General features: G+C 43.7%; 13 protein-coding genes. 9 read left to right on the forward strand and 4 right to left on the reverse strand.

Features of this window, described 5'->3' with window-relative positions:
- Positions 1-115: 115 nt before the first annotated feature.
- The 3 genes from KYJ26_RS06495 to KYJ26_RS06505 all read left to right on the forward strand — a co-directional run bounded on the left by KYJ26_RS06495 (position 116) and on the right by KYJ26_RS06505 (position 3400).
- Positions 116-1297: a GTP-binding protein gene (locus tag KYJ26_RS06495; protein ID WP_219166477.1), complete on the forward strand. Its 1182-nt coding sequence runs from the start codon at positions 116-118 to the stop codon at positions 1295-1297.
- 190 nt (positions 1298-1487) lie between these two features.
- Positions 1488-2486, forward strand: coding sequence for a permease (locus tag KYJ26_RS06500; protein WP_219166478.1), 999 nt, complete (start codon positions 1488-1490; stop codon positions 2484-2486).
- 14 nt (positions 2487-2500) lie between these two features.
- Positions 2501-3400: a TIGR03943 family putative permease subunit gene (locus KYJ26_RS06505; RefSeq protein ID WP_219166479.1), complete on the forward strand. Its 900-nt coding sequence runs from the start codon at positions 2501-2503 to the stop codon at positions 3398-3400.
- A 58-nt stretch (positions 3401-3458) separates the two neighbouring features.
- Here KYJ26_RS06505 and KYJ26_RS06510 read toward each other — a convergent pair whose 3' ends face one another.
- Together KYJ26_RS06510 and KYJ26_RS06515 are read right to left on the reverse strand one after the other, a co-directional pair.
- Complete coding sequence (locus KYJ26_RS06510; RefSeq protein WP_219166480.1) at positions 3459-4100, reverse strand: phosphatase PAP2 family protein; 642 nt, start codon at positions 4098-4100, stop codon at positions 3459-3461.
- Between the two features lie 205 nt (positions 4101-4305).
- Entirely contained in the window at positions 4306-4791 is a 486-nt protein-coding gene (locus KYJ26_RS06515) for a GAF domain-containing protein (protein WP_219166898.1), read from the reverse strand.
- 280 nt (positions 4792-5071) lie between these two features.
- Here KYJ26_RS06515 and refZ point away from each other — a divergent pair, with 280 nt between their 5' ends.
- A complete protein-coding gene (gene refZ, locus KYJ26_RS06520; protein WP_219166481.1) occupies positions 5072-5725 on the forward strand; it encodes a forespore capture DNA-binding protein RefZ in 654 nt (217 codons plus the stop codon).
- A gap of 43 nt (positions 5726-5768) precedes the next feature.
- Here refZ and hisJ read toward each other — a convergent pair whose 3' ends face one another.
- The gene (hisJ, locus tag KYJ26_RS06525; RefSeq protein WP_219166482.1) at positions 5769-6563 is read right to left on the reverse strand and encodes a histidinol-phosphatase HisJ; all 795 of its coding nucleotides are present in this window, start codon (positions 6561-6563) and stop codon (positions 5769-5771) included.
- Between the two features lie 496 nt (positions 6564-7059).
- Between hisJ and ezrA the strand changes: the two genes are divergently transcribed.
- Positions 7060-8754, forward strand: coding sequence for a septation ring formation regulator EzrA (gene ezrA / locus KYJ26_RS06530; protein ID WP_219166483.1), 1695 nt, complete (start codon positions 7060-7062; stop codon positions 8752-8754).
- 48 nt (positions 8755-8802) lie between these two features.
- On the opposite strand, the gene brnQ is transcribed toward ezrA, so the two are convergent.
- Positions 8803-10143, reverse strand: coding sequence for a branched-chain amino acid transport system II carrier protein (brnQ, locus tag KYJ26_RS06535; protein WP_219166484.1), 1341 nt, complete (start codon positions 10141-10143; stop codon positions 8803-8805).
- Positions 10144-10473: 330 nt separating this feature from the next.
- Between brnQ and KYJ26_RS06540 the strand changes: the two genes are divergently transcribed.
- The 4 genes from KYJ26_RS06540 to mbcS all read left to right on the forward strand — a co-directional run bounded on the left by KYJ26_RS06540 (position 10474) and on the right by mbcS (position 14929).
- Complete coding sequence (locus tag KYJ26_RS06540) at positions 10474-11625, forward strand: cysteine desulfurase family protein (RefSeq protein ID WP_219166485.1); 1152 nt, start codon at positions 10474-10476, stop codon at positions 11623-11625.
- Positions 11622-12833 carry a tRNA uracil 4-sulfurtransferase ThiI gene (gene thiI, locus KYJ26_RS06545; protein ID WP_219166486.1) on the forward strand — a complete coding sequence of 404 codons (1212 nt, stop codon included), beginning with the start codon at positions 11622-11624 and terminating at the stop codon, positions 12831-12833. The genes KYJ26_RS06540 and thiI overlap by 4 nt, the downstream gene beginning before the upstream one ends.
- 86 nt (positions 12834-12919) lie before the next feature.
- Positions 12920-13123 (forward strand): alpha/beta-type small acid-soluble spore protein, encoded by a 204-nt coding sequence (locus KYJ26_RS06550; RefSeq protein ID WP_034765764.1) that lies wholly within the window; start codon positions 12920-12922, stop codon positions 13121-13123.
- Positions 13124-13345: 222 nt separating this feature from the next.
- Positions 13346-14929, forward strand: a complete 1584-nt coding sequence (mbcS, locus tag KYJ26_RS06555; RefSeq protein WP_219166487.1) for an acyl-CoA synthetase MbcS — start codon at positions 13346-13348, stop codon at positions 14927-14929.
- The last annotated feature ends 20 nt before the right edge of the window (positions 14930-14949 follow it).

Below are 14949 nucleotides of genomic sequence, written 5' to 3' on the forward strand. Positions count from 1 at the left end.
AGATGTACATCAGAAAACGTAGTGGGAATGTTCCCGGTGCAAGGAAAAAAGCCGTCATCTGGCACATCATCTAAATCGTAATGATTTTGATTTTAGTAAGAAAGGGTTGTTAAACATGAGAGTACCAGTAACAGTATTAAGCGGTTATTTAGGATCAGGAAAGACGACGTTATTAAACCATATTTTGCACAATCGGGAAAATAGAAAAATTGCGGTTATTGTGAATGATATGAGTGAAGTGAATATTGATGCTGCTCTCGTCAAGAGCGGTGGTTTTACCAGAACGGAAGAGAAATTGGTGGAGCTTCAAAACGGCTGCATTTGCTGCACGTTAAGGGAAGACCTCATGATAGAAGTTCAGCGCCTGGTCGATCAGGGGGATATCGATTATATCGTCATTGAGTCCACCGGGATTTCTGAACCGATTCCGGTTGCCCAAACCTTCACGTATCTGGATGAAGAAATGGACATTGACCTTACAAGTAAAACAAGGCTGGATACAATGGTCACGGTTGTGGATGCCAATCGTTTCTGGCACGATTTCGCCAGCGGAGAAACATTGCTGGACCGTAAGCAGGCGAGTGATGAAGGAGACACAAGGGAAGTGGTGGATTTACTGATCGATCAAATTGAGTTTGCCAATGTGATTGTCTTAAATAAGATCGATTTAGTAGAGGACGTTGATGTCATCGAATTAAAATCGATGCTTCAGAAGCTGAACCCGGGTGCAAAAATCATTTCTGCTACCCACTCCAATATCCCGTTGAATCAAGTACTGGATACGAAACTGTTTGATTTTGAAGAAGCAAGTCAGGGAGCCGGTTGGATAAAAGAATTACAGGAAGAACACACTCCTGAAACCGAGGAGTATGGAATCTCTTCCTTTGTGTACCGTCGTAAGAAACCCTTTCATCCTGAACGTTTCATGAAGTGGATGGAGGCATGGCCTGTCGATATTGTAAGGGCAAAGGGATTCTTTTGGCTTCCTACCCGTCATGACATGACAGGCTTATTATCCCAGGCTGGTCCATCGATTATCATTCAGGGAGCAGGGGAATGGGTGGCTGCGTATCCTGCACAAGAAAGAAATGAAATTCTTTCTGAAGAAGTGGAATTGAGAGAGAACTGGGATCCCATTTATGGAGATCGAATGAATGAGCTTGTGTTTATCGGTCTGGAGATGAACAAGGAAGAAATAGAGCAGTCATTGGACCGTTGTTTATTAACGGACAGGGAAATGGGAGAGGACTGGACTGCATTCAAAGATCCGATTCCTGGATTTATAGTAGAAGAGTAATAGATATACCCATAACCGGTTATCGCTTATTCATAATAAATGAGATGTCCTTCTTCTACTACATAAACATCTTCGGACTTTATTAGATATATCAATCGATTAGTCATAATGTACATCAAGAAAGAATAGAAGTAGTATATGGAATAAAACGTAATCATTACGGTTTGTTGAGAGAGGAGTACTATGATCTTTGAAAGAACTAAAAAAGGCAGGACAGGACCTGACAGGTCTTTTCCTGTTTGTATTGATCATCGGATTGTTTCTAGGCGGTGAATGGGTAAAAGGATGGTTACCGGATGCCTTCTTTGGAGGTTCTCTCGTGAATGTCATCACGATATTCTTAAGCATCCTGTTAGAAGCAATCCCGTTTATCTTAATTGGTGTATTTGCGTCTGCACTCATTCAAATATTTGTTTCGGAGAGTTTATTGCAGAGGCTGGTACCGAAGAGGTTCCCTTATCTGTCGTTACTGCCTGCGGTCTTTGTGGGTGCACTGCTCCCGGTTTGTGAGTGTGCCATCGTACCCGTGGCCAGAAGGTTGATAAAGAAGGGGATGCCGACACACCTGGCCATCGTCATTATGGTGACAGCCCCGATTCTGAATCCGATTGTCCTGCTTTCCACCTACTATGCGTTTCAAAATGACCTTACCGTCGTCATAGGGAGAATGGTGATTGCGTTCGTTGCAGCATTGATCATTGGCGCGTTATTGTACAAGCTGTTTGGCAGGCAGAATCCCCTTAAGAAAAGGAGTCACGATCACGAACATGATCATGACCATTCGTCGAATAAGCTGATGCAAACACTGGTTCATGCCAGTGATGAATTTTTTGATATGGGGAAATTCTTAATCATCGGTGCCTTATTGGCAGCTGTGTTTCAAACATATATCGATCGTGAAGCCATTGTGGCATTGGGATCGAACGATTGGGCAGGACCTGGAGTCATGATGGGGTTTGCATTCATAATGTCCCTATGCTCAGAAGCAGATGCCTTCGTTGCTTCTTCATTCGGTAACCTGTTCTCAACGTCATCCCTTCTCGCGTTTCTTGTGTACGGTCCGATGATCGATTTCAAGAATACTTTATTGATGCTTGCCTATTTTAAAAAGCGCTTTGTCTTATTACTTATTGCAGTCGTCACCGTTACCGTTTATCTCTGTATCATGGTCACTCAATTTTGGTTATAAGGAGGGATCGTTCAGTGAATGCATCCGTTCGATTTCATACGTATATAAGGGGAATCATCCTGCTGGGTTATGCATTACTTTTACTTAAGCTGTTTTTGACCTTTAATCTTCAATACTTCATTGCCCCTAAAATGAATGGATATCTGTATTTTGCGTTAGGGGTGTTCCTGTTGCTGGGGGCCATTCAGGTCATTCGTGGAACATCATCTCATACGAAAAGTCATTCATGTGATTGTGAGGGACATGAGCTGCCGAGAGGGGCTATGAAGTCCTTCATGATCTACACGCTGTTTGTCTTCCCTCTCGTTCTCGGGTTCCTGCTGCCTGATAATGTACTGGACAGTGCCGCCGCGGCAAAAAGAGGCGTGAAGATCGGGAATACGATGTTTTCCACTCCACCGGCGATTAGTGATCAGAAGGAAAATGCCGGGGAGCCGAATCAGGAATCCAAGCAAGGCTTGCAGCCAACCCTGGATTCATATGAAGACTTCCCTGTCGAGAAAGACTTCGAAAAGCTCAAAGACATTGTAGGAAGCAAAGAAAAAATCATCGTACGGGATGAACAATATGTTCAAACCCTCAGTATCGTGGATGAAAAACTCGATCAGTATGTTGGAAAAGAAGTGCAACTGACGGGATTCATTTATAAGGATGAAGGCTTTGAGGAGAGTCAGGCGGTCATATCAAGATATGTTGTATCCTGCTGTGTCGCAGATGCATCCGTTTACGGATTGTTGGTCCAGGACAAGGACATGGCGAATCTGGAACCTGATACATGGGTCAATGTAAGTGGAATCATCGATGCGGTGGATTTCAACGGTCGAAAAATGCCAGTCATTACCCATCCGGAATTTGAAAAAGTCGAGCAGCCAGAGAATCCCTATGTGGAAGAGTTTTATATTAAAATAGAATAGACTTGGCTGATATAAAAAAGGAAGGAATCCATTAAAGTGTATTCCTTCCTTTTTTGGTTTAATCTTCTAAATAAGCCTGCTCGGATTTCTTTGCTCCTACACCGTACAGCTCAAACATGATGCCGTAAATGAAAGTGGTCAAGAAAATCGAGCTGACCATGTCGAGAACGAAATGCTGTTTAACAAAGAGCGTCGAAACGATGATCAACGATCCCATGATCGGCACAAAGGCAGAGTGAAACAAGTGTTTATCTTTAATATTGAAATTGCCTAGAATAATGGCAAATGTCGTTAAGACATGGATGCTTGGGAAAGCATTGTAAGGCTGATCATGACTGTAGATCATCCCCACCAGATCTACTAAGGTCCCGCTTCCGGTAAGCTCGGGCCGTGGTACCGTGGTTTGAAAATAAAAATAGATGACAAAACAGACGACTTCACCAATGACAATGATGCCAAGGGTTTTCAGGAACGTCGGGACATCTTTGTACCAGAAATAAAAAAGGTATCCTAAAATAAAGGCGTACCATAAAATATAGGGCACTATGAACACTGGCACGAACGGGATCCATTCATCCAGTTGTGTAGATAAGATGACCGCTTCACGGGTATCGGTATTCAATAACGTGTATATAAAGCCTAATGCCGGCATCACCAGCAAACATAATAAATAGGGTAAGTCTTTTTTCTTAGCTCGCATATTACACCTCTTTTTACCTGTACTCCAATCTGAATATTGTATGGGATTTCACTATATTACGTTCTCATGTTCCTTACTCTTTTCCCTTTAAAGCGGGAAGAAAAACGTGAACTTTTTAACAAGTGACCGAAATTCTTCCAGCACACAAAAAAGCCCTGAAGGAAATATCATCTTCCCGACAGGGCTTTCTCCCTATTATACAGTATTAAAGATGTCTTAAAAGCTCTTCAGTATAGATTTCTAAATATTTCTGATCTTCTTCATTGAATCTTGCTTTTTCCGGACTATCGATATCCAGGACGCCAATCAGTTTCCCGTCTTTTACGAGAGGAATGACGATTTCGGATTGTGAAGCAGCGTCGCAGGCAATGTGTCCAGGGAATTGATGGACATCTTCTACGCGAAGCGTCTGTTGTTCACTGGCGGATGTCCCGCAAACGCCTCTTCCTAAAGGTATCCTGACACAAGCAGGAAGTCCCTGGAATGGTCCGAGTACGAGTTGATTGCTATCTTCTTCAAATAAATAGAATCCTACCCAGTTGATGCGATCCATGAATTGGTTCAGAAGGGCGGAAGCATTGCTTAAGTTCGCGATCTGATTCGGCTCACCTTCTAACAAAGCCTTTAACTGTTTTGTGACAAGACGAAAGCCCTGTTCCTTTGTACCTTGATATTTTTCTACTTGAAACATCATAAACTCCCCCAATTCTACATATTGTGCGTTATTTCATGTCTAAGTGTTACCGAATAGCCTCCAGGCGACAAATCCTGTCGAGAAATACTTAAAGGAAATCCATACGAAAACACGAATTCTTAGTGTAAACAATTTATAATAGAAACATCTATTGAACCATTTTTAGCATATTTCTTCATAACCTTCAATGATTTCGTTTTTTTCTGATGAAGTTTTATACAATACTACTCGCCACTGTTTTTTTCATTCGCCTATTATTTGTGAAAGAAGGGGAAATATGAAAAAACTAGATACCTCCAAGTCGACGAAAGAGTCCATTTTTAAAGCAGCTGTGTACCTTTTCTATGATCATGGTTTCGATGGGACGTCCGTCAGGGACATTGCAAAGAGGGCGAACGTAAATCCTGCGACCATCTCCTATTATTTCAAGGGAAAACAGGGTGTATTGGAAGCATGTTTCACCCATTTTTTCGAGCCATATTTACGCTTTCTCCAGGAAGAGGTGGAAGCACTGAACTATGTCAGTGCGGATCTCTGCCTGAAGCGGGCGGTTTATAAAATATTGAAATTTCAAAGTGACAATCATCAACTGGCCCGTTTCATCTGGAGGGAAGTTTCCATCGATTCACAGGTGGTCCGTGAAATCATTTCCTCCTATTTAATGAAAGAAAGGCACTATATGAAACGTCTATTTGAACAGGGAATGAAGGACCATGCCTTGAAGAAACAGCCCGTGAGCTTCCTGGTGATCCAGCTTAAATCCATGCTGACCATGCCGTTTCTACACAGCCAGCAGTTAAGGGAAGTGTGGCAAATGTTCCCGCAGGAATACTACTTCATCGATCAATATTATAAGAACATCGATCAATGGATCGACCTCCTCCTTGTCTCAGAAGCGAAAGAGGTCATGAAGAAAGAGCTTATCATCTAAAAAGAAAGAACTCTTCTCCGGATGAAGAAGAGTTCTTTCTCTTTTAGATATCCATCAAGGTCCGTCCCTGATCAAGACCTTCAGCCGTGTGGGCATCTGATCCATAGACGGTTTTGATCCCCCACGCCCGGGCCTCTTTCAAGATATCCAGCGGAGGGTAGGACTCACCGCAATGCGGCTTAACAAATCCCGCCCCGTTATAATCAAGCTCGAGATTTCTATCGGCCATTTCCCGGAGGATGGCCGATAGTTCATTTGAGAACGAATGGGAGGCAGGAAACAGCTTCTGAAATTTCTTTACCAACGTAATGTGCCCGATCCTCTCCGGTTTATAAACGCCTAAATCAGCCCTGATCGATTTCAATAACGTTTCATAATACCGCCCATAAACCGCATCCACTGAACCGTAATAATCGATCATCGCCTTGAACACATCGGGACTGAAGTCCAGACAATCCCACTTTCCGTCATGCTGAAGGAAATGAACAGAAAGAATACTGTCATCCATCCGCGGTCCGTAAGTTGTAAGGAATTCCTTTGTTTTATTTTCAAATCCTTCAATATAATCAACTTCAAGACCCGAGCGGATGAGGATTCGACCGTTATACTTCTCCTTCAGGATGTCCAACGTATCAAAGTACTCCGGAAGATGAGATGGATCCATCCCACTATCCTGATCAGGCGTCGTATCAGCGAACCCTTCAGGCAGCGGAGCATGCTCCGTAAACGTTATAGCACTATAATCAAGAGCAATCGCCCTCTCCACATACATCTCAAACGAATCCCTACTACCATGAGGACAAAACGGCGTATGAACATGTCCATCAACCTTTGTCATGAGATTTCACTTCCTTTTGCTCTAATAATCATGCGTGCTGTGAGAGAAATGAACAGAATTCAAGTAAATTTTATATATAAGGGAAGTAAAAAATGTAAGATTATTAGCCCCCGAAAAGATAAGTATTTGAAACTTATAAGTTGATTGGAGTGGAAGGTGCTCGACTCCTGCGGGAAACGCTGGACAGGTGAGACCCCGCAGGCGCAGCCGAGGAGGCTCACCGCCAGCCCCGCGGAAAGCGAGTACCTGGAACGGAAATCAACCAGCACTCACTCATCCAAACGGTGTTACAAAGCCAGCGCAATCAATACAAAACCCAACAATCCTATCCATTTCCCACTATTTTTGCTAAAATTGACGTTTTATCACTGAAAAATTAGAAATTAATAGTCAAAAAATGTCGTTAACATGGTATCATTATAACAATGACAAATTAGTAATGAAACATTCACATTCATATAGATGTCTAACTGAATAGTTGAACAGGGGGCTTAAGATGCAATACGTCATCGCTGGAATAATACTTATCTTAATCGTATTCCTAATCGGATTTATCTCTAGAAAGAAATATTACGCTGAAATTGATCGGTATGAAGCCTGGAAAATCGATATCATGAACAAACCGGTTTCAGACGAGCTTTCCAGAGTGAAACAACTGAATATGACGGGTCAGACAGAAGAATTGTTTGACGGCTGGAGACAGGGATGGGATGAGATTGTTGCGGTGCAGCTTCCTGATGTTGAAGAACTACTATTCGATGCAGAAGAGTACACCGATAAATTTCGCTTTAATAAAACCAAAGAGGTCCTGGCAAGAATCGATCAAGTTCTGACTCAAACAGAAGAGAATATCGAACAGATCCTGAAAGAATTGAATGAACTGGTCGGTAGTGAAGAGAAGAACCGTGAAGAAATACAGGCTCTTCAGGAAGAGTATCGAAACAGTAAGAAGCAGCTCCTCGCCTATCGTCATACATACGGTCAAACCGCTAAGCACATAGAAAATGTCCTCGATAAGCTTTCTGAACAAATCAATCAATTCAATGAACTGACTGAACAGGGAAATTATCTTGATGCACGGGAAATCGTGCTTAGCCTTGCGGAGGAAATGAAAGAGGTTTCCTACAAAATGGAGACGGTGCCGAAGCTGATCACGGATTGTGAAAACGTGTTGCCTTCCCAATTATCAGAACTTGAAGCGGGCTACACCGAGATGAAGGATCAGGGATATACGCTGGACCATATCGAAGTGGATAAAGAAGTCGCCACCTTAAAGGAAACACTCCTGAATTTCAATAAGAATCTGGAAGAGCTTAAGGTTGAAGAAGTGGAAGCAGGTATTCAGGAAATCAAGGTGAAGGTTGAGAACCTTTATGATTTATTGGAAAAAGAAGTCCATGCGAAGCATTTTGTCCAGCAGTACAGGGATCAAACGACTGAGGGGCTGATCAAGGCCAAGGAAGATAATGATGATATTCAATCGGAATTAAGTATTGTGCAGCAAGGTTACCATCTTCATGATGCAGACCTTAGTACTCCGAACGAGATCGATAAGAAAATCATCCAGCTCTCAAAACGCCACGAGATGCTCATGAATAAGGAAGAAACGAATGCAACTGCTTTTTCTAATTTAAGTGATGAACTAAAGGAAATCAGAAATGGGCTTGAAGAACTGAATCAACAGCAGAGCGAGTTCTCCCTCTATCTGCAGAACCTCCGGAAAGATGAACTGGCTACCAGGGAAAAAATCCAGGAGCTTAAGAAGAAGGTTGCTGAAGCTAGCCGGATGATCTCAAAGAGCAATGTACCTGGACTACCAGCGGATTACAAAGATCTTCTTGACGAAGTACACCGGAAGATCGAGCAGGTGAACGCGAGCCTTACAGAAAAACCTTTGAACATGAAGTTCATTCAGGAGACGCTGTTAGGGGCGGAAGATACCGTGGACCATTTTTATACGAAAACGGGGGACCTGATCGAGAATGTCGTTCTATCGGAAAAGATCATTCAATACGGAAACCGCTACCGCAGCAAATACAACTCAGTACGTGAAGGTCTGAGGACGGCTGAAGAAGCCTTCCGTCAATATGATTACCGCAAAGCATTGGAAGAAGCGGCCACTACCATCGAGAAAGTTGAACCGGGCGCACTGAAGAAAATCGAGAAAATGATGGACCTTGAAGGAAAATAATAAAAAGGACTGATGCTATCCTGCATCAGTCCTTTTTTTGTATTAGCGTTAACTTGCTTCAATTATCCGTTTCGTTTGTCCTGCAAGTGCTGCAATGACGAATCCGATGATCGCACCGATCATTGCCGGAACAAGCCAGCCGATTCCTTGAGTGTAGAACGGAAGGAATTCAAGGGATTGACTGACAGCTGTTACATCAACGCCTGCTGTTTTGATTCCATCAATCAAACTGATCAATCCGGTTGGAATCAGGGCTCCCACATAGACGAGAGAATAACCGTTAAATCCATTGTGCATGAATGATAGAAGAATCAGTACTATGGCCAGTGGATAAATGAAAATCAGTACAGGTAAAGATACAGCAATCAACTGAGTCAATCCGATGTTGGCAATGATCATACTGAAAACAGAGATGATGATCACAAGTTTCGGATAAGATACGGGCAGGATCTTTGCGAAATACTGAGAGCACGCAGAAACGAGTCCGACGGATGTTGTAATACATGCAAACGTAATCGCAAGACCAAGGATGATCGTCCCCGTTGATCCGAATAGATGGCTTGCTGCAGCTGAAAGGATCGCTCCACCATTTGCCTGGGCACCGATGGAATCCGTGCTGCTTGCTCCTATATAGCTTAAGGATAAATAAACAAGGGCAAGTCCGGCAGCCGCGATGAACCCAGCGATGATCGTGATCCGGGTCAGACTGGATTTACTGGTGATGCCACGGTCTTTAATGGAATTGATGACTACAATTCCGAACACAAGGGCTGCGATCGTGTCCATCGTAAGATATCCTTCAATGAACCCTTTGAATAATGGCCCGTCCTGATACGCTTCGTGTGGAGTACCGAAATCACCCATCGGACTGATGATGCTTTTGACCACTAAAATCGTCAGGATCAAAATAAGGGATGGTGTTAATATTTTTCCGATTCTGTCTACGAGCTTCGATGGATTCATGGCAAGCCATGCTGTGAGCCCAAAGAAAATGATGGTATAAATAAGTAATGGAGCTCCGTATTTGGCTGCTTCTTCCGGTAAGAAAGGGATGACCCCAATTTCATACGCGACGGTACCGGTACGCGGTATTCCGAAGAAAGGTCCGATTGCAAGGTACATGACAATAGTAAAGATAAGTCCGAATAATGGATGTACGCGATTCGCAAGGGTTTGAAGGTCCCCACCGGATTTCGCGATGGCGATGACGCCGAGTAAAGGAAGACCTACTCCAGTAATAAGAAAGCCGATGATCCCGATCCAGACATGTTCTCCGGCCTGTTGCCCCAGAAATGGCGGGAAAATCATATTTCCTGCTCCAAGAAATAGGGCGAAGAGCATTAGTCCGATCGTTAAGATCTGGCTGAATGATAGCGCTTTCTTGTTCATATATACCCCTCCGTTTGTAATCGTTATCATAAGCAAAAAATATCTTATCATAAGTTTGTAGAAAAGTGTCGAAAAACTAAATAGTCTTACAATTTAGTATATTTAAATAACTTATGTTTTTATTTCCTTTTAGATTCTCGCAAAAATTCTGTCACTTTTCAATAATAATTTTTGGAAAATGAAAAAATTTTTGTGAATCGTTCGTTGAATTATGTTTCTACTATAATTTATTCCTTCGTCAAAATGAAATTCATTTGGGATAGGGATGATTTATGGTAAGATTAGTGATTGAATATAAAAGTCAGTGTCATTCAAAAGAAGGTGGATACTTTGATCTATTTTGATAATAGTGCAACAACCAAACCATATAAAGAAGTACTGGACACGTTCCTGAAAGTGAATGAAAGCTATTACGCCAATCCATCCTCCATCCATTCATTCGGCGGATGGGTGGAAAAGTTGATTCAGCAATCCAGGGAGCAAATCGCTTCCCTATTAGGAATAAAGACAAAAGAGGTATTCTTTACCTCAGGCGGGACAGAATCCAATAACCTGGCGATCAAAGGGACGGCTCTCCAATACGGTCACAGAGGAAAACACATCATCACGACCAAAATCGAGCATCCTTCCGTCATGAATGCATTCAAGCAATTGGAAACGTTCGGGTACAAGGCAACGTATCTCGATGTGGACGCTAACGGGAAGGTCCGTCCCTCTGATGTGAAGGAGGCCATACAGAATGATACGATCCTCGTTTCGGTCATGGGTGTGAATAATGAGATTGGGAGCGTTCAGCCCATCAGGGAGATCGGAATGATCCTTAAACAGTACCCGAAGATCCTCTTCCATGTCGATGCCGTTCAGGCTTGCGGGAAGGTACCCCTTATTCTCGACGAAAAGCTCATCGATTTATGCAGCATTTCCGCCCATAAAATTCATGGCATCAAAGGAACCGGCATGCTGTTTGTGAGGGACGGACTTGAACTGTCACCTCTTCTTTCCGGCGGTGAGCAAGAAGGGAACCTCAGGAGCGGGACGGAAAACACAGGAGGTATCGTTTCGTTTGCGAAGGCACTCCGGATGCACATGGAAGACAGCCGACAGAAGTTGGCTATAATGGAAGAAAACCAAGTATTCCTGAGGAGAGAGCTGGAGAAAATCGAAGGTGTGACCGTTCATACCCCGATCAGGGATCACGCTCCGCATATCTTGAATTTTTCTGTTCAGGATTTTAAAGGAGAAGTGCTCATACATGCCCTGGACCGCCATGAGGTGTACGTCTCGACGACAAGCGCATGTTCATCCAAGCAAAGTAAGCCAAGCCAGACCCTCTTATCCATGGGCGTGCCCGACAATCTTGCCAGTAATTCCGTTCGGATCAGCCTATCGTTCCATAATACAATGGAAGAATGCCAAGAATTTATTACGCTACTCACTAATGAAATAGATCTATTACAACACACAATGAGGAGATCAAGATGAAATATAATCGCATACTCGTAAGATACGGTGAAATTTCCACCAAAGGACGAAACCGAAAAATGTTCACGGCCAAGCTCCGTGAAAATATTCTGCAGGCATTGAAGGATTTCCCGACGATTTCCGTTTCAGCGAGCAGAGACCGCCTTCATATTCAATTGGGGGACGAGAATGGGGAAGAAATCATTCCGAGACTCCAGAAGATCTTCGGAATCCAATCATTCAGCCCTGTCGTTAAGGTCCCTCAAGACATGGAGGAAATCAAGAAAGCGGGACTGGCACTCGTGGAAAAGAGCTTTTCGCCTGGGAAGACTTTTAAAGTCTCTGCCCGCAGAGCGGATAAAAAGTTTGAACTGGACACGAATGAACTGAATTATGAAGTGGGATCCCACATCCTCCGCAATCTGGACGGACTAAAGGTCGACGTGAAAAAACCAGATATCCAACTGAATGTAGAAGTGCGAAAAGAGGGAGTCTACCTTTCCTCTGAAATTTATCAGGGGTCCACGGGGATGCCGGTCGGAGCCAGCGGAAAAGCGATGCTCATGCTTTCAGGAGGAATCGACAGCCCTGTTGCAGGTTATCTTACAATGAAACGGGGCGTGGAAATCGAAGCCGTCCATTTCCACAGCCCGCCGTTTACAAGTGAACGGGCAAAACAGAAGGTCATCGATCTGTCGCAGAAACTGTCTGCCTTCAGCGGAAAAGTGAAGCTGCATATCGTTCCTTTCACGAAAGTACAGCAAACGATCCATGATCAGGTTCCTGAGAATTATACGATGACTTCTACGAGACGAATGATGTTGCGAATTGCAGACGCGATTCGTGAGAAGCATGAAGGACGTGCCCTCATCACAGGCGAAAGCCTCGGTCAGGTGGCAAGCCAGACCCTCGAGAGCATGGAAGCGATCAATGCAGTTACGAACACACCTGTGCTACGTCCACTAATCGCAATGGACAAGCTGGAAATCATCGATATCGCCCAAAGAATCGATACCCATGACATTTCCATCCTTCCATATGAGGATTGCTGTACCATTTTCACGCCGCCGGCTCCAAAAACGAGACCGAAAAAGGAAAAAGTGGAGTATTATGAAAGCTTCGTTGATTTCGGATCTCTTCTCAAAGAGGCTGTAGACGGTACAGAAACGATCACAATCGACGGTTCCACCGGTTCAGAGTCAGAAAAAACCTTTGACGAATTACTCTAAAAATTTAGGATAATTTACCAACGAATTTCCTTGTATGAAGCCATGTGTTTTGACACAATCTATATTCAACAAGGAGGTGAAAACACATGGCAAACAACAGTTCAAATCAATTAGTAGCTCCAGGAGCTCAACAAGCAATCGACCAAATGAAATACGAAATCGCTTCTGAATTCGGAGTTCAACTTGGTCCAGATGCAACAGCACGCGCTAACGGTTCTGTAGGTGGTGAAATCACTAAACGTTTAGTTCAAATGGCTGAACAACAAATCGGTGGCGGATACTCAAAATAATTAAATACAATGGCTACAAAGGAGCGGGTTTCCCCGCTCCTTTTCTATTTGTTATGGAGAAGAGGAAACCCCATTTCCAGGTCATCTCCTTACCTCATTGACAATCCTTTTGTCGAAAAACCTCACATATTGACGGTAATCAGATTTAGCCAAATAATTTAAAAAATTTAAATTATTTTGTATAATAGAGAAGTAGTACCGACAAACAAGGGGGAGTCAGATGTGAAAAGGGAAGAATTGATTGCACCGGAAAAGTACAATTTGGTAGAGGAAGTAGAGAAGTTTGCAAGTGATCAAGACAAGCTTGCCATCAAATGGGAAAATGAAGAAGGAAAGAAAGAAGACATTACATATTCGCAATTATTGAAAGATGTAAATAAAATTGGAAACGTTTTCTACGGGGCGGGTCTAGAAAAGGGGGATGTCATCCTTGTCATGGTTCCACGTCTGATAGAGGCGTACGCCGTCTATCTTGCGGCCCTTAAATCAGGATTAGTGGTGATACCGAGCTCTGAAATGCTGCGGACGAAAGATCTTGAATACCGCATTGATCATGGGGATGTGAAAGGGATCGTAGCGTACGCTCCATTTGTGGAGCAGTTTGAAAACGTGAGGGGGATGGAAAATCTCCAGAAGTTCGTCGTCGGTGAAAAGCAGGAGGGCTGGATAGCCATACAAGAAGAGATGAAAGGTGCATCTGAAGAACTTGCATTCGCTGATACGAAAAGGGATGACATGGCGTTCTTATCTTACACTTCAGGGACGACGGGAAATCCGAAAGGGGTTGTCCACACACATGGATGGGCCTATGCTCACCTGAAAACAGCCGCTCGTGAATGGTTATGCATCGAAGAGGGTGACACGGTTTGGGCGACGGCAGGTCCAGGGTGGCAAAAGTGGATTTGGAGTCCGTTCCTGTCTGTGCTGGGATCAGGAGCTACCGGTCTTGTATACCAAGGGAAGTTCGATCCCAATAAATATCTGCAGATGCTTCAGGATAATCATGTCAACGTGCTATGCTGTACGCCGACAGAGTATCGCTTGATGGCCAAAGTCGATAACCTGGGAACATATAAGCTTGATCATCTGCACAGCGCCGTATCGGCAGGAGAGCCGTTAAACAGGGAAGTCATCGATGCGTTTAAGAGATACTTCGAGATCGAAGTCCGCGACGGCTACGGACAGACGGAAAACACACTTCTCGTCGGAATCATGAAAGGTATGGAACTGAAACCGGGATCCATGGGGAAACCGACACCTGGAAACAGGGTCGAAATCATCAACGACGAAGGCTATCCATGTGAAGTAGGAGAAGTGGGAGACATCGCGGTTCACGTTGAAACCCCTGCCCTCTTCAAAAATTATTATAAAGATCCTGAGCGCACAGCCATGCAGTTCAGGGGAGATTACTATATTACAGGAGACAAAGCCAAGAAGGATGAAGACGGCTACTTCTGGTTCGAAGGCCGCGGGGATGACATCATCATCAGCTCCGGTTACACAATTGGACCTTTTGAAGTAGAGGATGCACTTGTCAAACATCCATCCGTTCAGGAATGTGCCGTTGTAGGAAGCCCTGATGAGGTCAGGGGTTTGATCGTAAAGGCATTCGTTGTACTGCGGGAAGATGTGGATCAGGCTGATCCGGAACTGATTCCTGCCCTACAGCAGCATGTGAAAGAACTAACGGCTCCTTACAAATATCCGCGTAAGATTGAATTTGTAAAGGAACTGCCGAAAACGACATCAGGGAAGATCAGAAGAATCGAGCTTAGACAAAAAGAATTGAATTCTGTCAAAAACTGATCACCCGATAGGGAGCCTAT

Origin of the sequence: Rossellomorea orangium, assembly GCF_019334305.1 — a bacterium.
Lineage (GTDB): Bacteria > Bacillota > Bacilli > Bacillales > Bacillaceae_B > Rossellomorea.